Raw genomic sequence first — 21,771 nt, 5'->3', positions numbered from 1 at the left:
TGGGGCGTTGCTAGACTCGCGGTGATGCCAGAGGCTCCCACATGGCGGCTGCGGGTGCTCGGCCCCCCCCGGCTCGTCTCCCCCTCGGGCCGCGTGTCGCCCTGCGAGCGCAAAACTGCCGCCCTGCTGGCGTACCTCGCCCTGGAGGGGCCCACTCCCCGCCTGCGGATGGCGGGTCTGCTGTGGCCGGACACCCCCGCAAGCGCGGCGCGCAACAACCTGGTTCACGTGCTTGGGCGTGCCCGGAAGCAGTGCGGGGCGGAGCTGGTGGGGCCCGGCCCGGACCTCCGGCTGCACGGCGTCACGTGCGACGCCGCCGACCTCCTGCGGGGCGAGCCGGTGGAGGAGGACGGGGAGTTCCTGGCGGGCGTCGACCTGGGGGACACGCCCGACCTGTGGGACTGGCTGACGGCGACCCGGGAGCGGGTGGAGACCGCTCGGACCGCCGCCGCCCTGGGCCGGATCGCGCGCCTGGAGCAGGCTGGGCAGGTCAGCGAGGCCCTCGCGCTCACGCTGCACTTCCTGACCCGTGACCCGCTGCGGGAGGATGCCTGGCGCACCCTGATGCGCCTGCACGTCCTCAACGGGGACCGCGCCGCCGCGCTGGACGCCTATCGCCGCTGCAAGGAGGTGCTGCGGCGCGAACTCGGCGTGTCCCCCTCGCCGGACACCCGGGCGCTGGCGGAGGCAGTGGACGCGGGACGGCTGCCCTCCACCCCCAGCCGCTCGCGCCTTCCGCTCAGCGTGCTGCGCCCGCCCCGGCTCGTGGGCCGGGAGGACGCCTGGGCCCGCATGGAGGAGGCGTGGGGGCGCGGCCAGATCATCCACCTCCTGGGTGATCCCGGGCAGGGCAAATCCCGCCTGGCGCTGGATTTCGCCCACGCCCACGGCCGGGTGCTGTCCATGAACGGCCGGCCCGGCGACGGACCGGTCCCGTACATCGGCTCGGCCCGCAACATCCGCCAGATCCTGCGCCTGCACCCGGACCTGCCGCTGGAACCCTGGGTGCGTGCGTCCCTCGCCCCGCTGGTGCCCGAGCTGGCCCCCGCGGGGACGGACGCGCCGACCCAGCCCGCCCCCCTCACCACCCCCCTGCTGGCCGCGATCCAGCACGTGTTCGAACTCGGCCTGCGCGAGGTCGAGACCTTCATCGTGGACGATATGCACTGCAGCGACCCCGCTACCCTGGAGGCCGGGTACGTGCTGTTCTCGTCGGTCTTTCCCCTGGGACAGCCGGGCGGCATTCCCCGCCTCATCACCTGTTCCCGGCGCGGGGAACTCTCTCCCGAGGGGGAGGCGATGATCGAGGGGCAGGTCGCCGCCGGAGTCGCCATCCGCATCGAGCTGGAGCCGCTGGGCGAGGAGGCGGTGGGCGCGCTCGTCGGCAGCCTGGAGGTGCCGGAGTTGGGTCCACGGCTGGACGACCTGCGGGCATTCACGGGGGGGAATCCGCAGTGGTTACTGGAGACCGTGCGCCACCTCATCGAGACGGGGGGCGCGGGGAACAGGCGCCTCCCGCTACCCCCCGGGGTGCATGAGGTGCTCGCGCAGCGCGTGGGGCGGCTCTCCAAATCGGCGCTCCAGGCGGCCCGGGCGGCGGCGGTCTTGCAGCAGGACTTCACCCTGGAACTCGTGGCCGAGGTGCTGCACGCCCCCCTCCTCGACGTGGCCGAGAGCTGGGCGGAGTTGGAGGCCGCGCAGATCGTGGAGGGGGAGCGCTTCAGCCACGACCTCGTCCTCGAAGGGATTCTGGCGACCATCCCGGAGTCCGTCCGCGGGCTCCTGCACCGGGCGAGCGCGAGGACCCTGGTGCGGCACCACGGCCAACCCGCCCGGGTCGCCCGGCACTGGCTGGAGGGCGGGGACCTCGCCCACGCGGCAAGCTGGTTCGTGCGGGCCGCCGAACAGGCCGGGGACAACCAGCGCCCCCATGAGGCCGAAGGGTTCTATACCCAGGCGGCCGACCTGTTCGCGCGGCTTGGGCAGGACGAGCAGGCGCGGGCCCTGCACGCTAGGCGGGGCGAGACCCGGGACGAAGTCGTTCGGTAGCCCACGCCCGGAACACGCGAGTTCTCCTCATCCACCCGTCCGGGTGGCAGGCGTCCCCGGTGACGGTGTACAAGCTGGGCATGGTCGGCGCGGCACCGCCCTCACCTGGCGAAGTCCAGCCTCACGTCCCCGTCGAAGGTTTCCGTGCCCATCGGAAAGCCGTTCACGGTGACTGTGCCGTCCCGGAGGGTGCTCGAGTACTTCAGGCCCGACACGGACGTGAAGGTCGTGGCCGAGAGGTCAATGTTCGAGCCATAGTCCCCGGCGTCGTTGCGGACCCGATGCACCTCCACCGAGCTTCCGGCCGGTTTGTGGTCGTATTCGAAGCGCAGTTCGTAGGTGCCGGAGCCCAGCGCGAGGTCCTCATCAGTGGTGTTCAGTTGCAGGAAGCCACCCGTGAGCCGGTCGCGTGCGTCCGACGAAGGGTCCTTGTTCGGCAGCGTGTAGGGCAGGCTGTTGCCATTCCACGTCGTGAGGCGGTAGACGCATCTGTACGCGCCTTTCACGATCTCCTCGCAGGTGGGGCCGTCTTCCGTGACGCGCGCATAGGCTACGAGGCGGACGGTGTTGTTCGCCCTCTCGTTGGGGATGAGATCCACGCTGACCGCCACCGGGTTGATGCCCGGCTTCCTGGCTGGGGCCGCATACGTGCCGCTCGCGGTGTTCCCCTCGTCCCTGGTGACCGTGCCCTCTGCAGCGCTCCCGCCCGCCGCACCGTTCACCGCCCAGTTGCGCGTGAATGGGGTGAGGGTGTAGGGCGCGCAGGTCGGCACGAGGGGCGCGAGCAGGTCGTCGCCCGCCCCCAGGCAGGACAGCAGCGTGAACTTGACGCTCTGGCCGACCTTCACGTCTGCCCGGGCGGAGGTGAGCCGGTACGCCTCCGCCCACGACCAGTCGCTGAAGTGCGTGGTGGAGACGGTAAGGGTGCTCGCCCCGCGGTCCTGCACGGTGTCGAGGTGCGCCTGCCACACACCCGCCGCGTCCTGCGACGCGACGAGGTGCCCCGCGTTCGCGATCCGCCCCCCGGGGTCGCGGAAGGTGAGCTGGGCGGGCCGGGCGAACGTGAGCCCCTCGGGACCGAGGCGGTACGCGATGCCCGGCCCGTGCGGCGTCGTGCTCGTGATCGGCCGGATCGTGAGGTCGGTGCTCGACTCAGCGCACCCGGCGGGACAGTCAGGGTGAGGCGCCCGTCCGCGGAACTCAAGGTGCCGCCCGAGGCGCCCACGGTGGCGTGCACGGCGGGGCCGGTCGGGGTGCCCACGTCGGGGGTGCTGGTGGGGGTGCCGCCGTTGCCGCAGGCGGTGAGGGCGCCGGTCAGGCCCCAGAGGAGTATTCGTTTGTTTCGCATGTCGTTCCTTTCCATCCGCGGGTTGCGTGAGGAGGACCGTGCGTCCAGGGGTACGCCTCCTCAGCCGCCGTGCTTTCACACTGACCCATCGGGGAGGACAGCGGGATGACACGCTCCCGGCTCCTTTGAGCCCGAACAAACTTGGCTGAAACCGGTCCCGGCGATGGGTTGTGCCTGAATCCAGTTCGCAGGTCCCGCCCAGCCAGGACCGGAGCTGGCGTCGCCACGGCCGTTGTTGATCATTGCGGGAGTCAATGTGAGGGGAAATGCCGGTCAGGCCCAGGCCCGACGTCACGCCGAACAGGCGCCAGAGGTCCGGCGGAAGGCCGCGTCCCTTCTGGCCCTCCCGGTACCCGCCCCGGGCTGTCACTCGCCTGTCCTCCCCCCCCACCTACCTTGCCCTCACCCAAGGAGGGAAGACATGCCCAGACGAACCATGATCGGAATAATGCTCCTGACCACGCTGCTTGCGGGATGCGGGGGTGGGGCGAGCGCCCCGGCACCAGACGGCGACCCCGACTTCACACTCGCGGCTCAACCCAGTGAACTGAACATCGCCCCGGCACGCAGCGGCACGACCAGCATTCGCATCACCCGCCCCGCCCAGCCCGGCGGCGTGGTGAACCTGAAGCTGGAGGGGCCGATGGCGGGAGGTGGGGCGGACAGGATCGGCGGCGCCTTCGGACCCCAGCAGGGTGGGTCCAGCGCGCTGACCCTGACGGTGGGCGCGAACGTCCCGGCGGGCACCTACCCCCTCACGGTTCACGGGACGAACGGCAGCGTCAGCAAGACCACCGGCGTGCGGGTGAAGGTGGAGAGATGGTTGCTGGTGGACGCCGACCGCAGCGCGAACAACGGCGCGCCGCAGGACGCCTCCCGACCCCTCTCGGCCCTCGACGCCACCATGCGCGCCGCTCTCTCCGGCAAGGCTTTTGACGTGTTTGTGGTCAAGTCGGGCAGCATCACCACCGACGTGCCCGCCATCAACGGCCCGGACGCGGCCAGGCTGAACAGGTACAGCGGGGTGGTGTGGTACACCGGCAACCAGTGGGACCAGCCGCCCACCCAGGACGACCTGCGGTCCATGACAGCCTACCTGGCGGGGGCGGATCACAAGCTGGTGCTGCAGTCTGCCGCCTTCGTGCAGGCGCTGGACGGCACCGCCAACGTCTTCCAGGCGACCGACCAGGACCTGGACAGGAACGCGGCGCAAAAAACCTTCCTGCGCACGCAGTTGGGCGTGCAGGGCTACACCTTCCAGTACCGGCGCGACGCCCCCGGAGTGCTTCCTGGCCCGGGAAGTGTCATGGGCGACCTCGGCGCCCTGAGTCTCGCCAACCCGGCGAGCGTCGCGGCCTTCAAGCGCCTGGATGACCCCAAGGGGCAGGACCTGCTCACCGTGGGCGTGGGGAGCGGCGTGCAGGGTGCTGTTGCCGTCAGCCGGACGGGGCTCGGAAGCGGCGGCACCTCGCGGGCGGTTTACCTGGGCCTGTCCCCCGATGAATTGGCCGGGGGTGACGTTCCGGGTCTGTTGGGTCGCCTGCTGCGCAACTGACCGTCTTCCCCAGCGCGGGCACTGTGTGCGTCCGCGCCGGGAAGCTGCATTCCGTGCCGAGAATCAGCCCCCCCGCACGGACCGAGCCTGACCAGGCGTGGACGAAACTTCCCTAATGGCGGCCGCGTGACGTTCCACAGACCGCTCGGCAGCCAGCGCGGAACCACCTGTCAGGCACCGCTCCGGAGGTCGGTCATGGCAAGACCAAGGCAACAGAAAGCGCCTGACCAGGGTGAAGGGTCCCGGGTCTACATCCTCAGGGCCTGACACGAGGGCGAGGGGAGCACGGCCCCGTTCCGCGCGTCGATCCGCCAGGGGGCGGACGGTGAGCGGCAGTATTTCGCCAGCGTCGACGCGCTTCTGGACTACGTGTTTCAGGAGCTGACCCGCCGCTAGCCCTCCCCGGGCCAGCCCGGCCCGGTCCCCCCTCGCCCATGAAAGGAACCCCATGTCCAGCTTCAAACGCATCCCCACGCGCCTGCGTCGGCTGCTCCTCTGCGGCCTGCTCGCCCTGGCCGGGCTGACCTGGGCGCCTCCGCTCCAGACCCCGGCCTTCCTGGAGTTCAGGTGAGGCGCGGCGGGCCAGTGGTCCGCGCGGGGAAGGTGCTCGTCATGTTCAGGACTGTGCTGTCCACCATTCTGCGAAATCTCCTGCTCTCGCTGGCGGCAGCGGCCCTGGCCGTGATGGCCTCGTCCGCCCTCACGGTCACCCTGGACGTCATCCACGGCTCGGCTGACTTCCTCATCCTGGCTCCGGTCCTGGCGTGGACCCTCGGCACGGCCAGATTCACGCTGGGCCTGCCCGCGACCCTCCTGTTCGGGATTCTCGTGGCGCCCCTGATCACCTTGCTGGGACGAACGTCCATGCTTGGCGGGTTTCTCATGGGTGGGGTGGGGGGCGGCGTACTCCTGCTGCTCACCACCGACCACCCGGGCGCGCTGCTGGGGACACTGGGGGGACTTACCTTTGCCGCACTTGACCGGTGGATACGGCCGCCGCCCGATCCGTGACGAACGTTGTCCCTCCTGGGATGGCGCTGGAAACTCCATCTGGGCCGGGTCGACTCTTCCGGCAGAGGCCTGACAGTCAGGTTGCCTGCTGAATGGCCTCCCGCCGGACCTGATACGACGCGGACTGGTTGCCCCGTCTTCAAGAGGCAGGAATGGTGGCCCGGGGGTGAGCGGCTGAGGAGGTTTTTCGTGGCTCCGGGCCACGGTTGATGACCCAGCGGCCGCGCTGGTGAAGCGTCAACTGTGGTCTGTCAAGTCAGCCACCCGTGAGGAGGTGCGGCTGGACAACCTGTTCTTCTCGCGGGACGTGACAGACCTCTGTAGACCGTCCACCAGCGCGTGCGGAAAGTGACCGCTGCGCCCAGGACCCCCGCCACTGGGAATCTCGATGCGCGGCGAACGTTGTCCCGGCGCCCGTGCGCAGGATGACAGCACCGCAGCGGCCTGCCTTTTCGCCTGTGCGGAGGACAGGATGTTCTCTCAGAGGAAGGGTAAAAGCCCGGTGCAACGGGGCTCCTCGCTCCGCCTGGGCCATGATGGGGAGGAGCACCCCCACAGGAGGGCTGAAGCATGAACGTCACCGTCAGTGGCCAGGCCGATATGCCGACCTTGAACGACGACATCGCGGTGATCGTCGCCCTGGACCCCGGAACCCACCTGACCGACGCTTCGCGGCGCCTGGCCGGGCACCACGGCCCCAGACTGAATCTGCGGCTCCACGACGTCTGGTTCGACTCCGGGCGTCACGTCCTGCCCACCGACGAGCATCTGGACCTGGTGGACGCGTTCCTGACCACGCATCAGCCTGCTCACCTGCATGTCTCCTGTCTGGCGGGGGTCAGCCGCAGCGCAGCCTTGGCCTTGTTCGCCCTGGCCCGAGCCCACCCCGGGCTCAGTGACCGTGAGGTGGTCCAGCGACTCCTGGAAGTCCGGCCGCCCTGTTTCCCGAATCCCCTGATCGTGGGTCTGGTGGACCGGCGCCTCGGCCGGCACCTGAGCGCCGCTCTGCGTGAAGCCTTCTCAGAGGCTGACCCGCCCTGGCCCCCAGCCTGACCATTCCCGTAACGGGCGCATCCGGCTCTGATCCAGGAGCAGCTTCCTCGCCCTGCCACCCGGCGTGGTCGACTGCGACGCTCCTGTGCGGGCTCGGGGAAGCTCCTTGTCGCTTTCAAATCCCACCGTGCAAAATGCCCCGACTAACTTAAGGGGGCGCCGGAACCAGGGCCGGGCCCCCGCTGCTGGACCAGCGTTCGGCATTCAGCGCACTGGGGCGGAGGCCTGCAGCAGACTGGGCTCCTCCCCACCCGGGGGACAGCCCTGTCCCCAGGTGGGGGATGTCCTTGTTCCTTCACACGACATTCCCGCCCGACAGGCTGCAGCCCGTGATCCGCCCGGTTGGACGAGCCGCTCAGCGGACCTGCAAGACGGGCGCCGTCCGGTACCGCGTCGCCTGCTCGTAGTCGTGCGCGAACGCGAGCAGGTCCGCCTCGCTCCACTTCGGTCCCAGGAACATCAATGCGAACGGCGCCCCGCTCGTGTGGTAGCCCGCCGGGACCGTCACCCCGGGCAAACCCGCAATGTTGATCTCCGGCTCCGTCGAGCTTGCGATGTCTCCCGCGCCATCCAGCCGCGGGAGATCACCCAACCGCTGCGGAAACACCAGCGCGTCCAGGGCCGACGTGGTGAGGACCGTGCCGAACTCGCGCAACAAGTGCGCGCGCGCGTGCCAGAACCTGGACAGGTCGGGCAGCACGCGCGGGGCCTCCAGGGCGCTGCCCAGGCGCCCACGAAGCTCGCCCAGCACCTCCCCCTCCGCGAACGGGTCCCGCCCGCCCAGCCGCCGCAACGCTGACACGCCGGGCACAAGAGGGCTCGCCAGGCGCTCCAGGTAAGCCTGCAGGTCGTGCACCAGGCACTCGAACCCCCATGAGGCCCGCACACCCTTCATGAAGGCCCCGAACCCGGAACCGGCGAACGGGTCTTCCACCAGGCTGGCCCCCAGGGCACGCAGTTCCTGGAGCGCCTGCTCGTACAGGCGCCGTGTCTCCTCACCGGGGGGCTGGTCCCGCCATCCCGGCCCGTACAGGCCCAGGCGTTTCCCCCGGAGGGCGCCCACCCGGAGGGCCGCGGCGTACCCGTCGCGCGGCCCGTGCCCCCTGGCCGCCTGGGTGGTCGGGTCCTCGGGGCAGACGCCCACCATCACGTCCAGCATCACCGCGGCGTCCCGCACCGTTCGCGCCAGCGGTCCGAGGACGTCCCGGGCGGAGGCGCTGAGCGGCACCACCCCGGCCGTCGGCACGAGCCCGAACGTGGGCTTCACGCCCACCAGCGCCTGCGCGCCCGCCGGATTCTGGATGGACCCGGACGTTTCCGTCCCCACCCCCAGGAGGGCCAGGTTTCCTGACACAGCCGTGGCGCTGCCCGCACTGCTCGCCCCGGGGACCAGTTCGGGCTGCGCCGCGTTCAGGGTGGGTCCCGCCCAACTCGTCGTGGTGCGCGACAGGTCGAAGCTGAACGCTGGAACATTCGTCTTTCCCAGGATGATGGCGCCCGCCGCGCGCAGGCGCGCCACCACAGGCGCGTCGCGCCCGGGGATGAAGGCCACTCCACCAGCGCGCTCGCTGAGGGGCGCCCAGCCCGCGGTGGTCGGCATCCCGGCCACGTCCACCGGATCCTTGATCACCACGGGGATCCCGGCCAGGGCACCCACCTCTTCCCCGGCCGCCAGGCGAGTGTCGATGGCCCTCGCTTCCCGCATCGCGTGCTCGTTCACATAAACGAAAGCGTTGTAGCGCGGGTTGAAGCGAGCGATGCGCTCCAGGTACGCGTGGGTGAGGGCCTGACAGGAGAACGTCCCCGTGGCATAGGACTGCAGCACCTCCTGCACGGTCAGTTCCTCGACGTTCACACGGCGTCTCCTTTCGGGAGGGCAAGGGGCAGCGGGTTCAGGACGGGCGGGGTGGGGAGAGCCCTTCAGCGTCACCGTCAACGAAGAGAGTACAGTCGCCTTCAGCCCCGTCGCTGCCCGCGAATCCAGTCCTGGTCGTTGCCATGACCCGCCCGCTGCTCCCGCGCTGGCCCCCGCCACACCACCGAGAGGACTCCATGGACGTTGTCGACGCGCAGGTACATTTCAACCTCCTCGGCCCCCTGGAGGCAGGCATCGCCATCATGGACGCCGTCGGCGTGAACGCGCTGCTCTACGACGAGTACTGGGCCTTCGACGAACACGACCGGATCCTGCCCGGGTACGAACTCCCGAACGGTGCCTTCCGGCACGTCTTTCCCCTCGCGGAGGAAGCGGCGCTGCGGTACCCCGAGCGCTTCGCGTACCTCGTGCGCTTCGACCGCCGTGATCCCGAACTCGACGCGCTTATCGCCACCATCGGGACCGTACCGGGACGCAAGGCCCTGCGGGTCGTTCCCTGGACACCCGAGGGGTTCAGCCAGTTTGCGGAGGGCGCGGACGACCCCGTCTTCGCCGCCGCCCAGAAACACGAGGTGCCCGTCTTCGTGCTGCTTCCCGGACGAACGCGGCTGCTGCACCGCTACCTGCACAAGTTTCCGGATGTCCCGGTTATCGTCGATCACTGCGGCGTACCGCTCGTCCCCGGCCGTCTCCACGACGACCACCTGTCGGGCTTCGGCGACGTCCTCGCGCTCGCCCAGTACCCCAACGTCGCGCTCAAGTGGAGCCACGCGCCCCGGCTGTCCAGTGGCACCTACCCGTACCCGGACGTGCTCGCCATGCTGCTGCGGGTCGTCGAGGCCTTCAGTCCGGAGCGGGTGATGTGGGGCAGCGACCATTCGGAAAGCAGGGACCACCACTCGTGGGCCGAGTCGCTGTACTACCTCCGCGATACCCCGGAGCTTTCGCACGAGGAGAAGGCGTGGATTCTGGGCCGCAGCCTGCGCACCATCCTGCACTGGCCTCGCCAGGAGGGCACCTCCGACGAACCGCCGTCCACCCTTCATTCTCTCTGATCGCTCGCGCCCCCTGCTCCCCCTCCATTCAGCCCACACGGACGCGGAGGATGAATCCCTGGCTGCGGAGAATCGTGGGGGAGTGGTTTCCGGGTTCCCCACCTGGTCCAGAAAACCAGGCTGGCCGCCCAGACATCACGGGTCCTGTCCGGCGCCAAAGGGACGTGCACGCATCCAGCCTTGCGGCGGCCCCTGCAACTCGACAGTCCTTGTCCGGCAACGGATGGTCAGCCGGGTCTGACCTCGGGCCGCTTCTCAAACGGACAGGGCAGTGAGCGCACCTCGGCCGAAAGCCCGCGCCGGGAGGGAGCGCGCGAGGAGGCGGAACGGGCCGTAGCGGACGGGCTCCACGATGTCACTGGCGCCGAGCGCGCATATGTGGCCCTCCCCGCTCCCAGGATCAGGAGCGGCGCCCCTTCTGGGAGCCGCCCGAACATCGCGCGCGAGTGGCAAGCGGGCGCATGCTTCCCAGGGTGGAGCTGCCTCACCCGCCGGGCGACCGAACGGCCTCCCCGACAAAGCTCCCGTCGACCTGAAAGTCCTCCCCGTCGAGTTGCATCCGGCCACCCTTGCGCAGGTCGAGGATCATGTCCCAATGCACGGCGCTGGTGTTGGTGCCCCCGTTCTCAGCATAGGCCTGGCCCACGGCAAGATGCACCGTTCCGCCGATCTTCTCGTCGAACAGGATGTTCATGCTGGGACGCTGGATACCGGCATTGGTGCCGATGCCGAGTTCGCCGAGAAAGCGGGCGCCCCGGTCGGTCCCCAGTGCCGCCTGGAGAACCTCCTGGCCCTCCTCGGCGGCGGCGTCCACCACCTCCCCGTCGCGGAACGTGAGGGTGATGCCGCGCACCTCGCGCCCGCCGTACAGGGTGGGCAGGTCGAAGTGGATGGTGCCGTTCGCGCTGGTCTCGAGCGGCGCGGTGAAGACCTCCCCCGAGGGCATGTTGCGCCGGGCGTCGCTGTTGCTCCAGGACCGGCCCTTCACGCTCAGATGCAGGTCCGTGCCCGCGGCAGTCAGGTGCACGTCGTCCGCGCGGGCCAGGCGGTCGATCAGGCCCGCCTGGAAGGCCCGCACCTCCCCCCACCTTGCCACCGGATTGGGGGCATCGAGGAACATGGCACGGGCGACGAAGTCCTCGTACTCGGCCAGCGTCATCCCGGCAGCCTGAGCGCCGTACTCGGTGGGATATAGGGTGAGGTTCCAGCGGGGGTGCAGGCGGCTGGGGCTGACCGGGGCGAGACTCGCCCGGTGCCGGGCCGCACGCTGTGGGTCGACGTCCGGCGCGGGGGGCGTAGGCGTGAGGATCCGGATGGACGCGTCCAGGGTGCGGGCGTCCTCGACCTCGCTGGGATGCAGGGCGTCGAGAACCGCGTCGCTGGCATACCGCTGCACATCCTCCATCTGCGCGGGATAGCTCAGGCGCAGCACGGGCCGGGCGCCGCGTTGCAGCAGGACGCGGTGCAGGGCCTCCACGAGCGGGAGGGCGAGGATGCTCGCCGCGACGAGCACCCGGTCGCCGGGCTGAACCGAGATGCAGTAGTCGGCGAGCAGGACGGCGTGACGTTCAGGGTCGTAGGGCATGGGGACTCCGCTTACAGGGACGTGACGGCGCCGCCGTCGACGAGCAGGGTGCTGCCGCTCACGTAACTGGCCGCCCCCGAGCACAGGAAGGCGGCCACCCGCCCGAACTCGTCGGGGGTGCCCAGGCGCCGCATGGGGATCTCCCCCTCGGAGCGGGCGCGCACCTCCTGCCAGGTGGTGCCGCGTTTGCGAGCGGCGGCCTCGTCGAGGACCTGAATGCGCTCGGTCAGGATGCGTCCTGGCGCGAGGCAATTGACCTGGATGTTGTCGGGGGCGAGTTCGACGCTCAGGGACTTGCACAGACCCTGCACCGCCGGGCGGTACGCGTTCGAGAGGGTGAGGTTGTCGAGCGGGCGCTTCACGCTGCTGCTGACGATGCTGAGGATTCGTCCACCGCCGCTTCGCCGCAGATGCGGCAGGGCGGCCTGCACGCTGCGCACGACGCTCATCAGCGTGAGCTGGTAGGCGGTGGCCCAGTCGGCCTCGGTGAGGCTGGTGAAGCTCCCGGCGGGTGGCCCCCCGGCATTGCAGACGAGGATCCGCAGATCGCCGAGGTCCCCCGACGCCCGGTCGATGAAGCCGCGGAGTTCTTCGGCGTCCGCGACGTCCGCTGCGTAGGCGAGGACCGGCGTGCCGGTCTCCTGCTCGATGCGGGCGGCGGCGTCCCGGGCCCGGTGGAGGTCGCGGGAGCAGAGGGCGACGCGCGCTCCCTCGCGCGCCAGCGCGAGCGCGGTCGCGTACCCCAGCCCCGCGCTGGCGGCGGTGACGATGGCGGGCTGGTCCCCAAGGGCGAGGTCCATGCCTTACACGTGCCCGTACTTGGCGAGGACGTCGGGGAGGCTCATGCCCGCGTCGAGGTCCTCGCGGATATGCGCCTCCTTCTCGGTGAGGGCCTCGGCGCGTTCCAGCACGTCCGCCGCGATCTCCTGCGGAATGACGATGGTGCCGTCGAAGTCCGCGAGGATGAAGTCGTCGGGGCGGACGCGGACGCGGGCGGTGGTGGCGCCGGGCAGGTACACCTCCACCTGCCAGGCGTTGACCTGCCAGCGGCCGATGGACTGCACCGGGGTCCGGTAGCGGGCGTACACCGGGAAGTTCATGCGGGCTAGCCACTCGATGTCTCGGATGCCGCCGTCCACCAGCGCACCCGTGCAACCCCGGTGCTGCATGCCGCGAGCGATGAGTTCCCCGAAGAAGCACACGCCCTCGGCCCCGCCCCCGCTCCACACGCTGAGGTGCCCGGGGGTGAGGCCGCTGACCGCCTCCATCTTTTTAGGATCACCCGTGCCGGGGTACGGCGTCATCTGCCCGCGGATGGTGTAGGCCCAGCCCGCCATCTTCTCCAGGCGCTCCCGGATGGGCCAGAAGCTGCTCGCCAGCCCGCAGTCGGGGTGGCCCAGCTCGTCGAGGATGTCGGCGACGTTGGCGGTGTCGACGCGCAGAAAACGCTCGCGCAGTTCAGTCTTGCGGTCCTGGGTCAGGGTCATGCGGTCTCCTGGGGGCGCGCGGCGCGCAGCTCATCCGCGATCCACGCCATGGGCGCGTGGCCGTACGAGAGCAGCGCGTCGTGGAAGGCGCGGGGGGGCAGGTTCAGCTCGGCGCGCAGGGCCTTGATGGCCTCGGTGCCCAGCCAGTACATCAGGCGGGTGGCGGGGAACATGGAGTTGCGGGTGGTCTCGCTCCAGATGCGCCCCGGGGCAAAGTGGGCCCGGTCCCGGTAGAAGGCGCGCATGTCCTCCAGGCCCCACTCGCCGAGGTGCAGTTTGATGTCCGCGATGCACGACGCGGCGTTGCGCCGCTCGTAACTCTTGAGCAGCAGCGCCTCGGCGGGGGTGTAGAAGCCCTCCGCCTCCAGCAGCAGGTCCTCGGCGTAGCAGGCCCAGCCCTCGACGCTGGTGCCTGCGCCCAGCATGGCGATGCCGCTCGCGCAGTCGGTTCCCGCCACCCGGGCCAGGACGCTGGCTGCCTCGCGCGCCCGCGCATTGTGGGTGTGATGGCCGATGCTCCCGTGGTGGACGGCGTGGATCAGCTTGATCGCGCTGGTGTTGTGAGCGCGCCGGTACGCCCCCACGTCCTCCCCGGGCGGGAACACCCAGTACACGCTGCCGTGCCCGGGACGCAGCGGGGCGGGCGAGCGGTAGAACAGGAAGTACAGGTCATTCACCCCAGCGGCCCAGTCCGGTGCCATTCGGAAGTCGAGGGAGTAGGCGCGCTCGGGCGTGACGAGACCTCCAGCGGCGTCCAGGGCCCGCTCGTGCCAGGTGCGGTAGGCATCAAGCACGCCGTCCACCTCGGGCGCGTCCCCCTCCAGCGCCGCGAGCTGTTCCGGCCACGACCGGTCAGGGTCGAGGCGGGCCGCGTCCCGTTCCAGCTCGCCCGTGAGCCGGTCGAAGGCGAGGGTGGCGCGCTCCAGGGCCTCGCGGGGGCCGAAGGGCAGGCCGTGGCCCTCGCGCATCAGCAACTCCAGGTGCGCCTCGCCGCAGGCGACGTCGTCCGTGGGGGGAAGTCCGGCGAGGTCTTCCGCGTGGGCGCGCAGGGCCCGGGCGGCGCGGGCGGCGGGGTGGTGCAGAGCGTCCTGCCAGAGGGGGTGGCGGGGCAGGCCGTCCTCCAGCAGGGTGGCGGCCGCGCGCGCCTCCCGCCGGGCGCGTTCGGTCCAATCCCGTGGGGCCGCGCGGCCATGCAGGTGGCTGCGCGCCTGCGCCAGGAAGCCGGGCAAGGCCTCCAGCCGCACCCGCAGGGCGTCCCGCGCCTCGGCCGGGTCCCCCGGACCACCGGGAAGCAGCAGGGAGATTACCGAAAAAGCCGCCTCCCCCGTCGCCCACGCCGGGTTGTGCTGCCGGGGCGCGCGGCGCAGTTCCGCCTCCGTGACGGTGAGCTGCGCCCCCAGCAGCCGCGCGTCGAGCCGGGCGCCGCTGCTCATGGGAGCGGCGGCAGCACCCAGCCTGTCCCTCAGACCCACTATGGCGTCCAGCTCGGCCTCCACGCTGTCCGCCCCCGCGGGCGGGAGCTGGTGGTCGTGGCCGCGCAGCCCCATAAAGGTCGCGTCGACCGGGCGGAACTCCGCGTGGACCCGCAGGTACTCCTGGGCGAGGCCGGAAGCGTCGGTCACGCGGGCACCTCCGCCTCGATGAGCGGGAGGTCCACCCAGCGGCGCTCCCGGTGGGACTGCACGATGGCGTTCACGACCTCCTGGCTCTTCGCCCCGTCGTAGAAGGTGCATTCGGCAGGGGTGCCGTCGAGGATCTCGTCGACGAAGTGCCGCACGAGGTTGCGGTAGTACAGCTCCGGCCAGGGGGTGTGGAGCGTGGTGCCGGGCGGGTAGGCGCTCTCCGGCAGGGTGACCTCACGGAACTCGACCGCGTCAGGTGTAGCGAAGCGCAGGGTCTCGGCGATGCCGTTCTCCTCCACCAGCCGCGCGACCGCCGCGCCCTTCGAGCCGTACACGCGCAGCTCCACGCCGGGGTAGTTGCCCACGGCAATGTACGAGGTCTGCAGGATGCCGTGCGCGCCGCTCTCGAACTCGGCCAGGGCCACCGTGCCGTCCTCGACGTTGATGCGCTGGAGGCCCTCGTACCCGCGCACCTCACGTTCGGGCACGAAGTTGCGCATGCTGCCGATCACGCTGCGGTACTCCCCGGCGCACCAGCGGACGAGGTCGAGCAGGTGCGAGCCGTACCCCACCACCGAAGACGGGATCAGCTCCGAGAAGTTCGCTCCCGCCGGAACCTGTCGCAGCGGGAAGTGCGGGTCGAGGAACTGCGAGTTCTGCTCCAGGCCGTGAACGTGGAAGATCTCGCCGAGTGTGCCGTCCTGTATCCACTGATGAATCTGCCGGATCGCGGGCGAGTAGCGGAAGGTGAAGCCGAGTTTGGTGCGCACACCCGCCTCGTCCGCGAGGCGCGCGGCCATAAAGGCGTCCTTCGCGTCGTGCGCGAGGGGCTTCTCGGACAGGACGTGCCTCCCCGCCCGGATCGCGTCCAGGCTGAGCGGCAGGTGCGTGTCGGTGGGCGTGCAGACGTCCACCATCTGCACGTCGGGGTCGCGCAGCATCTCCCGGTGGTCGGTGTAGACCCGCTCGGCGCCGAACTTCTCCGCGAGGCGCTCGGCGCGTTCGGGCACGGTGTCGCAGATCGCCACGAGCCGGGCGCGGTCGTAGGCGTGGTAGCCGGGGAGGTGGGCGGATTCCGCCCAGGCGTGCGCGCCGATCACGCCGACGCCGAGCCGGGAGGAGTCCCGGGTCATGGCAGCGCCTTTCCGAGGCTCTGCACGTACGCCTCCAGTTCGTCGTAGTTGTGGTAGCCGAGTTGCCGGGTGCCGCCCTCGATCTCGTAGATCATGTCGCACAGCCGCGCGTTCAGGCGGACGTCCGCCCCGGCCCGCTCCCCGAAGGCGATGAGCTTCCCGTTCGAGGAGCGCACCTCGGAGGGACGGTGGCGGTACACGATGTCCCACCAGATGCCCGAGCCCTTCTTCTTGAACTGGTGGAGGTTCGGCTTCTGGTCCTTCTTGAGGAGCCAGATCGCGTGGTGGATGTTGGCGAGGAGTTTCTGCGTGTCCTCGGGCGTCTGGGGCTTGTAGTTGGCGGGGTCGAAGAAGTCGAAGGCTTCCACCGTGATCCCGTTCGCCTCCGCGATCTCCAGCGCCTCGCGGACGACGGCGCCCGCCACCCGCGCGTAGCGTTCGACCCCCAGCGTCTCGGTCACCGGCGCGTCCACCAGCGCGCTGAACACGACCTGCGCGCTGTACACCTCCTTGGCCCAGATCTGCCCCCAGATGTTGTCGCTGAGCTGCACCTCGGTCAGCGCGCTCAGGCAGGCAGCGAGCGTCTCCAGGCGTCCAGTGCGCTCCCCGGTCATCTCGCCGAGCTGGATGGGTCCCTCGTGCACGAACTCGATGTAGCCGGGATCGACCAGGGCGCCGCCGTAGTTGGGGATGCTGCCCATGACGCGCTCCGCCCCGCCGAGACCGGCGGCCTCCAGGCACGCGATGATGTCGGGCTCGTTGAAGCCGTTCTGATAGGACACGACGAAGGTGTCCGGGCCGAAGTGGGGCAGGACGCTCTCCAGGGCCTCCAGGGTGTGCTGGGACTTCGTGGCGATCAGGATGGCTTCGAGCGGCCCCTGCAGTTCGTGGGGGTGCAGGGCCTTGACGTGCACGCGGTGCTCGCCGCGCACGCCATCAATGTAGAGGCCATTTTGCTTGATCGCGTCGATGTGGTCCGCCCAGCGGTCCACGACCGTCACGTCGTGTCCGGCCTGGGTCATCCAGGCCCCGGCGAGGCCGCCGATGGCCCCGGCGCCGATGATGGTGATACGCATGAGGTCTCCTTTACGTGCGGGGGTCGAGGGCGTCGCGCAGGCCGTCCCCCAGGAAGTTCACGGCGAGGACCGTGAGCAGGATGGCGAGTCCGGGGAAGAGCGCGAGCCACGGGGCGACCTGGAGCCACTGGCTCGCGTAGTTCAGCAGGTTGCCCCAGGTGGGGGTGGGTGGCTGCACGCCCAGGCCCAGGAACGACAAGGCGCTTTCGAGCATGATCCCGCTGCCCACGGCGAGGGTGGTGGCGACGATGATGGGGCCGATCGCGTTGGGCAGGATGTGCCGGAACATGATGCGGTTGTGGCTGCCGCCCAGCGCCCGGCTCGCCTCGACGAACTCGCGCTCGCGCAGGGTCAGGAACTGCCCGCGCACCAGCCGGGCGGTGCCCATCCAGCCCAGCGCCCCGATGATGCCCACGAGCAACGGGACGCTGGGGCGCAGCATGCCCGACAGCAGGATCACCAGCGGCAGCAGCGGAATGCACAGCACCACGTCGGTCAGGCGCATCAGCACGGTGTCGAGCCAGCCCCGGTAGTACCCGGCGAGCGCCCCGACCAGGGTGCCCAGGAGGGAGGCGAGCAGGGCGCTGGTGAGGCCCACCGCCAGCGACACGCGGGCGCCGTACAGCACCCGGGTCAGGGCGTCCCGTCCCAGTTGGTCGGTGCCCATCAGGTGCTCACGGCTGGGCGGCTGCGGCGTGCCGATGATGTTCAGATCCTGCGCGTCGAACCCGTACGGCGCGATGACCGGCGCGAGCAGCGCCAGCGTGCCCAGCACGGTCAGGACGACCAACCCCAGCACGGCGAGGCGGTGGCGCCTGAAGCGGCGGAGGAACAGGCTCCAGGGCGTGTCCGGCGCGCGTTCGCGGGGCAGGGCGCGGACAGGACGGCGGGCCGCGTCACTCATAGCGAATCCTGGGGTCGGCGGCGGCGTAGGCGAGGTCCGCGACGAAGTTGCTGACGATCAGCGCGAAGGACCCCACCATCATCAGGGCCATCAGCACCGGGTAGTCGCGGCCGTTCATGCTCTCGATGAAGAGCCGCCCCATCCCCGGCCACGCGAAGATCGTCTCGGTGATAACGGCGCCCGACAGGATGGTGGCGAAGTCCAGCGCCACCACGGTGATGATCGGGATCAGCCCGTTGCGCAGGGCGTGGCGGTACACCACGCGCCGCCCGGAAACGCCCTTGGCCTTCGCCGTCCGCACGTAATCCTGGGCCAGCACCTCCACCATGCTCGACCGCATGTAGCGGCTCCAGCCCGCGACCGACGCGAAGGCCAGGATGCCCGCGGGGAGGATCAGGTGCCGCGCGATGTCGAGCACCGAGTCGCTGCCGATGGTCTGCATCCCCGCCGAGGGCAGGAGCCGCCACTGCACCGCGAACACGAGTTGCAGCATCAGGGCCAGCCAGAACACCGGCATGCTCACCCCCAGGAATGACAGGAAGGTGATGACGTAGTCCACGGCGCTGTACTTGCGTACGGCGCTGAGCACCCCCAGCGGTATGGCGATCAGGAGGGACACCACGAAGCTGGTCCCCCCCAGCAGCAGGGTGGGTCCCACCCGCTCGGCAATCTCCTGCACGACGGGCCGAGCGGTGCGAATCGAGAAGCCCCACTCGCCCTGGAAGAAGGCCGTGACCCAGGACACGTACTGCACGGGCAGCGGCTGGTCGAGCCCGAAGGCCGTACGCATCTGCGCGAGGGCCTCGGGACTGACCGAGGGGTTGTCGGCGTACACGTCGAGCGGCCCACCCGGCGCGAGGTGCAGCACCCCGAACAGGATCAGGGACACGCCGAGCAGCAGCGGCACCGCCCCGATCAGGCGTTTGAGCAGGTAAGTCACGTTCACAGGTCACCTGACTTGAGGGGCGAGGTCTCCCCCGCCCCATCACGCACTACTTGTTGAGGTACCACCCGCTGGTGTTCACGAAGTTCGTCATGTTGGTCGGGTTGGGGACGAAGCCGCCCAGCTTGTTCGTCACCACGATCATGGAAGGGTTGCTGGTGATCGGGATGCTGGGCAGGTCGTTCATCAGCTCAACCTGGAATTGCCGCAGCGCGGTGGTGCGGGCCTGGGGGTCGAGGGTGCTTTCCGCCCGGGCGAGCAGGGCGTCCACCTTGGCGCTGCTGTAGCCCTGGCCGTTGTTCACGCCCTTGGTGCCGAAGAAGACGCTGTAGGTGGGGTCGGCCGAGGTGATCCAGCCCCCGTAGAACAGGTCGTAGTTGCCCTTGTAGCGCGCGTCGCGGAAGGCCACGCCGGACTTGTTGTCGGGTTGCAGCTCGATCCCCACCCCCTTGAGGGACGCGATGATGACCTGCTCGGCGTCCTCGTCGGTGGCGCGGCCCGCCTGGGCCATGATCTTGAAGCTGAGCCGCTGGCCGTTCTTGACCCGGATGCCGTCCGGGCCGGGTTTCCAGCCCGCCGCGTCGAGGAGTTGCCGCGCCCGTGCCGGGTTGTAGTCGTAGCGGGGCACGTTGCGGTTGGTGTAACCGAACACCGGCACGACCACCGTGTTGATGGGCGTCGGGTAGCCGCCCAGCGCCTTGCTGATCGCCGCCTTGTTGATCGCGTACGCGAAGGCTTTGCGGACGTTCGGGTCCTTGAAGGCGTCCACCTTCATGTTGAAGTCGAGGTGCTGCCACGACAGCACGTTGTTCTTGATGACCTTCAGGCCGGGCACGCTGCCGAGCTGCCCCACCTGCGAGTACGGCACCCCGTACGCCATCTGCACTTCGCCGGAGCGGAGCTGCGTCACCAGCGTGTTGCTGTCGGGGATGATCTTGAAGATCATGCCGTCCAGGTAGGGCAGTTGCACGCCCCGGGCGTCCTTGCGCCAGTAGTAGGGGTTGCGCTCCAGCACGACGTACTGGCCCCGGCGGAATTCCTTGACCCGGAAGGGACCGGTGCCGAGCGGCTTCTCGTTGTAGGGGTCGGTGTTGAGGTCCTTGCCCTGCAGGGTGTGCCGGGGCAGGATGCCGAAGGTGAACAGGGTGCTGGCGAAGTCGGGCGCAACGCGCTTGTAGTTCACGACCACCGTGAGGGGATCGGGCGTGGCGATGCTCTCGATGTCCTCGGTGCCGTCCTTGGACTCCGCGATGAACTTGGGGTTCTTCACCGCCTCCCAGGTGAACTTCACGTCGGCGGAGGTGAAGGGCTGGCCGTCGGACCACTTCACGCCGGGCCGGAGCTTGTAGGTGACGGTCATCCGCTTGCCGTCCGGCGAGATCTTGATGCCACCGTTCCTCGTCGTGGGCACCTGCGTGGCGAGGACGGGGACGTACTGGGCATTCTGGTTGGGTGCGAGCAGGCCCTCGACGACCGCGGCCTGCACGTCCCCCAGGAAGCCCGTGGAATACACGTTCAGCGTGTCGATGTCGTAGCCGAGGCCCACCGTGAGCGTTCCTCCACGCTGCTGGGCGAGGGCCATTCCGCCTAGTAGAACGAAGGATGCCGCGAGGACTGCCGTCCTGTTTCGCAGAGCGGAATACCGTGACTGCCTGATCCTGGTCATGCCTCTACCTCCTGAGTAGGGTCCTGGGCTAGGAATCGACGAATGCGTCTGTCTTGCGGTTGTTGTAGGGGAAGTGTAAGAGTCGCTTCTCTTCCAAGTCAAGACCCGGCCATGCTTCTGTTCCGCATGGTGGAATAAAGCTGAACCGAGTTTATTCCACCATACGGAACCATCCGGTAGGATGGGGATGGAGGTTCCCATGCCAATTCAGGAAACGACCGTGCAGGACCAGGAGGTCGGCCGCCGCCTCACCGCCCTCACCACTGGAATGGACCGGCTGGAACGCCAGCTCTCGCGCGGCCACGGGGTGCTGGACAGCGAGGGGCTGGTGCCCATCTACCTGGGGGACGACCTGGTGCCCGCCGCGCCCTATCAGGACTGGCACGACGTCCACCACGAACTCGCAGCCCTGGATGAGGCCACCCGGACTTACCCCGAGGGTCCCCGGAAGGCCTTTCTGGAGGACATGCTGCGCTCCCTGCGGACCGCCGCCCGGCTCTTCGAGGGCGAGGAGCTCAGCTTCAGGGAGAAGCTCGAACAGCTCGTCGGCGTGCCCGCGGCGCCGGTGGACGACGACGCCCTGCACCTGATGCGGGCGGAACTCGATACCCTGCTCGCCGACGCAGGGTATCGCCACGGTTCCCTCGCGGAGCGCGTGGGACGCTTCGAGACGGACGGTGCCCTCGACCCGGACGTTCTTGAGGGCACCTTCAAGGACCTGATGCGGGAGGCCCAGCGCCGCACCGACGCCATGATCTATCCCACCGGCGACTACACCATGGCCCTGAATGTCCTGCGCGGGGTGCCCTTCACCGCCCGCTGCAACTTCAACGCGGGCCAGATGGACCTCAACGTGGACCTGAGGTTCACCCGCTCCGCCCTCAAGCACCTGGTGTGCCACGAGGTCTTTCCCGGGCACTCCACCCAGCTCCTGTACACCCGGGACGCCGCGGCGCGCGGGGAGAGTACCCCCGACGTGCTGCTGTGTACCACGAACGCCGTCACCGGCTGCGTTCAGGAGGGCATCGGCGACCAGGGCATCCACCTGATCGACTGGGTGGAGGACACCCACGACGCCGTTCACATGGCCCTGCGCCGCCTGCGCTCCGCCGCCGCCACCAGCGCGGCGTGGTACCAGATGGGCGAGGGCTGGCCCGAGGAGCGCGTCCGCGCCTTTCTGGAGGAGCACACCTTCGGCCAGCGAGCCTGGATCGAGGGGCGCATCCGCTTCGCGAGCTACCCCTTCCGCGGTCCCTTCATCGCGTCGTACTGGCACGGGGACGAGGCGGTCCGGGAGGTGCGGGAACGGGTCACCGACGGGGAGCGACCCGCCTTCATCGCCACGCTGTACGGGGAGATGCACTCCCCGCGGAGCCTGCGCATGTTCCGGGCGTGAGCGCGAGGCGGC

General features: G+C 69.7%; 18 protein-coding genes. 7 read left to right on the top strand and 11 right to left on the bottom strand.

The window, feature by feature from the left end:
• Nucleotides 1-24: 24 nt before the first annotated feature.
• A complete protein-coding gene (locus tag F784_RS0115695; RefSeq protein WP_083939250.1) occupies nucleotides 25-2,049 on the top strand; it encodes an ATP-binding protein in 2,025 nt (674 codons plus the stop codon).
• Nucleotides 2,050-2,150: 101 nt separating this feature from the next.
• On the opposite strand, the gene F784_RS0115690 is transcribed toward F784_RS0115695, so the two are convergent.
• The gene (locus F784_RS0115690; protein ID WP_019587673.1) at nucleotides 2,151-3,020 is read right to left on the bottom strand and encodes a hypothetical protein; all 870 of its coding nucleotides are present in this window, start codon (nucleotides 3,018-3,020) and stop codon (nucleotides 2,151-2,153) included.
• A 798-nt stretch (nucleotides 3,021-3,818) separates the two neighbouring features.
• On the opposite strand from F784_RS0115690, the gene F784_RS0115685 reads away from it, so the two are divergent.
• From F784_RS0115685 to F784_RS24715, 4 genes are all read left to right on the top strand, one after another.
• Nucleotides 3,819-4,952 (top strand): COG1361 family protein, encoded by a 1,134-nt coding sequence (locus F784_RS0115685; protein WP_157465305.1) that lies wholly within the window; start codon nucleotides 3,819-3,821, stop codon nucleotides 4,950-4,952.
• A 448-nt stretch (nucleotides 4,953-5,400) separates the two neighbouring features.
• Complete coding sequence (locus tag F784_RS27620; protein WP_019587671.1) at nucleotides 5,401-5,523, top strand: hypothetical protein; 123 nt, start codon at nucleotides 5,401-5,403, stop codon at nucleotides 5,521-5,523.
• A gap of 41 nt (nucleotides 5,524-5,564) precedes the next feature.
• Nucleotides 5,565-5,963 carry a hypothetical protein gene (locus F784_RS0115675; RefSeq protein WP_157465304.1) on the top strand — a complete coding sequence of 133 codons (399 nt, stop codon included), beginning with the start codon at nucleotides 5,565-5,567 and terminating at the stop codon, nucleotides 5,961-5,963.
• A gap of 570 nt (nucleotides 5,964-6,533) precedes the next feature.
• Nucleotides 6,534-7,016 (top strand): hypothetical protein, encoded by a 483-nt coding sequence (locus tag F784_RS24715; RefSeq protein ID WP_019587669.1) that lies wholly within the window; start codon nucleotides 6,534-6,536, stop codon nucleotides 7,014-7,016.
• A gap of 355 nt (nucleotides 7,017-7,371) precedes the next feature.
• Here F784_RS24715 and F784_RS0115665 read toward each other — a convergent pair whose 3' ends face one another.
• On the bottom strand, nucleotides 7,372-8,871 hold the full coding sequence (locus tag F784_RS0115665) for an amidase (protein ID WP_019587668.1): 1,500 nt from the start codon (nucleotides 8,869-8,871) through the stop codon (nucleotides 7,372-7,374).
• Nucleotides 8,872-9,068: 197 nt separating this feature from the next.
• Here F784_RS0115665 and F784_RS0115660 point away from each other — a divergent pair, with 197 nt between their 5' ends.
• Nucleotides 9,069-9,947, top strand: a complete 879-nt coding sequence (locus F784_RS0115660; protein ID WP_019587667.1) for an amidohydrolase family protein — start codon at nucleotides 9,069-9,071, stop codon at nucleotides 9,945-9,947.
• Between the two features lie 484 nt (nucleotides 9,948-10,431).
• Here the strand turns inward: F784_RS0115660 and F784_RS0115655 are convergent, their stop codons facing one another.
• Genes F784_RS0115655 through F784_RS0115615 form a run of 9 tightly spaced genes read right to left on the bottom strand, consistent with a single transcriptional unit; the run spans nucleotide 10,432 to nucleotide 20,279 of the window.
• Nucleotides 10,432-11,532, bottom strand: coding sequence for an aminopeptidase (locus tag F784_RS0115655; RefSeq protein ID WP_019587666.1), 1,101 nt, complete (start codon nucleotides 11,530-11,532; stop codon nucleotides 10,432-10,434).
• 11 nt (nucleotides 11,533-11,543) lie between these two features.
• On the bottom strand, nucleotides 11,544-12,332 hold the full coding sequence (locus tag F784_RS0115650; protein ID WP_019587665.1) for an SDR family oxidoreductase: 789 nt from the start codon (nucleotides 12,330-12,332) through the stop codon (nucleotides 11,544-11,546).
• Nucleotides 12,333-12,335: 3 nt separating this feature from the next.
• On the bottom strand, nucleotides 12,336-13,019 hold the full coding sequence (locus F784_RS0115645; protein WP_019587664.1) for an RraA family protein: 684 nt from the start codon (nucleotides 13,017-13,019) through the stop codon (nucleotides 12,336-12,338).
• Nucleotides 13,016-14,641, bottom strand: a complete 1,626-nt coding sequence (locus F784_RS0115640) for a DUF885 family protein (RefSeq protein WP_019587663.1) — start codon at nucleotides 14,639-14,641, stop codon at nucleotides 13,016-13,018. Before F784_RS0115640 ends, F784_RS0115645 begins: the two co-directional genes overlap by 4 nt.
• The gene (locus tag F784_RS0115635) at nucleotides 14,638-15,774 is read right to left on the bottom strand and encodes a Gfo/Idh/MocA family protein (protein WP_019587662.1); all 1,137 of its coding nucleotides are present in this window, start codon (nucleotides 15,772-15,774) and stop codon (nucleotides 14,638-14,640) included. Before F784_RS0115635 ends, F784_RS0115640 begins: the two co-directional genes overlap by 4 nt.
• Nucleotides 15,771-16,850 carry a ketopantoate reductase family protein gene (locus F784_RS0115630; protein ID WP_019587661.1) on the bottom strand — a complete coding sequence of 360 codons (1,080 nt, stop codon included), beginning with the start codon at nucleotides 16,848-16,850 and terminating at the stop codon, nucleotides 15,771-15,773. The genes F784_RS0115635 and F784_RS0115630 overlap by 4 nt, the downstream gene beginning before the upstream one ends.
• A gap of 10 nt (nucleotides 16,851-16,860) precedes the next feature.
• Nucleotides 16,861-17,754 carry an oligopeptide ABC transporter permease gene (gene opp4C / locus F784_RS0115625; RefSeq protein ID WP_019587660.1) on the bottom strand — a complete coding sequence of 298 codons (894 nt, stop codon included), beginning with the start codon at nucleotides 17,752-17,754 and terminating at the stop codon, nucleotides 16,861-16,863.
• Nucleotides 17,747-18,700: an ABC transporter permease gene (locus F784_RS0115620; RefSeq protein WP_019587659.1), complete on the bottom strand. Its 954-nt coding sequence runs from the start codon at nucleotides 18,698-18,700 to the stop codon at nucleotides 17,747-17,749. The genes opp4C and F784_RS0115620 overlap by 8 nt, the downstream gene beginning before the upstream one ends.
• A gap of 46 nt (nucleotides 18,701-18,746) precedes the next feature.
• Nucleotides 18,747-20,279: an ABC transporter substrate-binding protein gene (locus tag F784_RS0115615; RefSeq protein ID WP_019587658.1), complete on the bottom strand. Its 1,533-nt coding sequence runs from the start codon at nucleotides 20,277-20,279 to the stop codon at nucleotides 18,747-18,749.
• 283 nt (nucleotides 20,280-20,562) lie between these two features.
• Here F784_RS0115615 and F784_RS0115610 point away from each other — a divergent pair, with 283 nt between their 5' ends.
• The gene (locus tag F784_RS0115610) at nucleotides 20,563-21,759 is read left to right on the top strand and encodes a hypothetical protein (protein ID WP_245557902.1); all 1,197 of its coding nucleotides are present in this window, start codon (nucleotides 20,563-20,565) and stop codon (nucleotides 21,757-21,759) included.
• Nucleotides 21,760-21,771 lie beyond the last annotated feature (12 nt).

Origin of the sequence: Deinococcus apachensis DSM 19763 (genome assembly GCF_000381345.1) — a bacterium.
In the GTDB taxonomy this organism is placed as follows: Bacteria; Deinococcota; Deinococci; order Deinococcales; family Deinococcaceae; genus Deinococcus; species Deinococcus apachensis.
This window is presented reverse-complemented; position numbering and strand designations above follow the sequence as displayed.

Bases quoted from the DNA above. Each gene is read 5' to 3' on its own strand.
- F784_RS0115695 (WP_083939250.1), top strand. From the start codon at position 25: ATGCCAGAGGCTCCCACATGGCGGCTGCGGGTGCTCGGCCCCCCCCGG.
- F784_RS0115685 (WP_157465305.1), top strand. From the start codon at position 3,819: ATGCCCAGACGAACCATGATCGGAATAATGCTCCTGACCACGCTGCTT.
- F784_RS27620 (WP_019587671.1), top strand. From the start codon at position 5,401: ATGTCCAGCTTCAAACGCATCCCCACGCGCCTGCGTCGGCTGCTCCTC.
- F784_RS0115675 (WP_157465304.1), top strand. From the start codon at position 5,565: ATGTTCAGGACTGTGCTGTCCACCATTCTGCGAAATCTCCTGCTCTCG.
- F784_RS24715 (WP_019587669.1), top strand. From the start codon at position 6,534: ATGAACGTCACCGTCAGTGGCCAGGCCGATATGCCGACCTTGAACGAC.
- F784_RS0115660 (WP_019587667.1), top strand. From the start codon at position 9,069: ATGGACGTTGTCGACGCGCAGGTACATTTCAACCTCCTCGGCCCCCTG.
- F784_RS0115655 (WP_019587666.1), bottom strand. From the start codon at position 11,532: ATGCCCTACGACCCTGAACGTCACGCCGTCCTGCTCGCCGACTACTGC.
- F784_RS0115650 (WP_019587665.1), bottom strand. From the start codon at position 12,332: ATGGACCTCGCCCTTGGGGACCAGCCCGCCATCGTCACCGCCGCCAGC.
- F784_RS0115645 (WP_019587664.1), bottom strand. From the start codon at position 13,019: ATGACCCTGACCCAGGACCGCAAGACTGAACTGCGCGAGCGTTTTCTG.
- F784_RS0115635 (WP_019587662.1), bottom strand. From the start codon at position 15,774: ATGACCCGGGACTCCTCCCGGCTCGGCGTCGGCGTGATCGGCGCGCAC.
- F784_RS0115630 (WP_019587661.1), bottom strand. From the start codon at position 16,850: ATGCGTATCACCATCATCGGCGCCGGGGCCATCGGCGGCCTCGCCGGG.
- opp4C (WP_019587660.1), bottom strand. From the start codon at position 17,754: ATGAGTGACGCGGCCCGCCGTCCTGTCCGCGCCCTGCCCCGCGAACGC.
- F784_RS0115615 (WP_019587658.1), bottom strand. From the start codon at position 20,279: ATGGCCCTCGCCCAGCAGCGTGGAGGAACGCTCACGGTGGGCCTCGGC.
- F784_RS0115610 (WP_245557902.1), top strand. From the start codon at position 20,563: ATGCCAATTCAGGAAACGACCGTGCAGGACCAGGAGGTCGGCCGCCGC.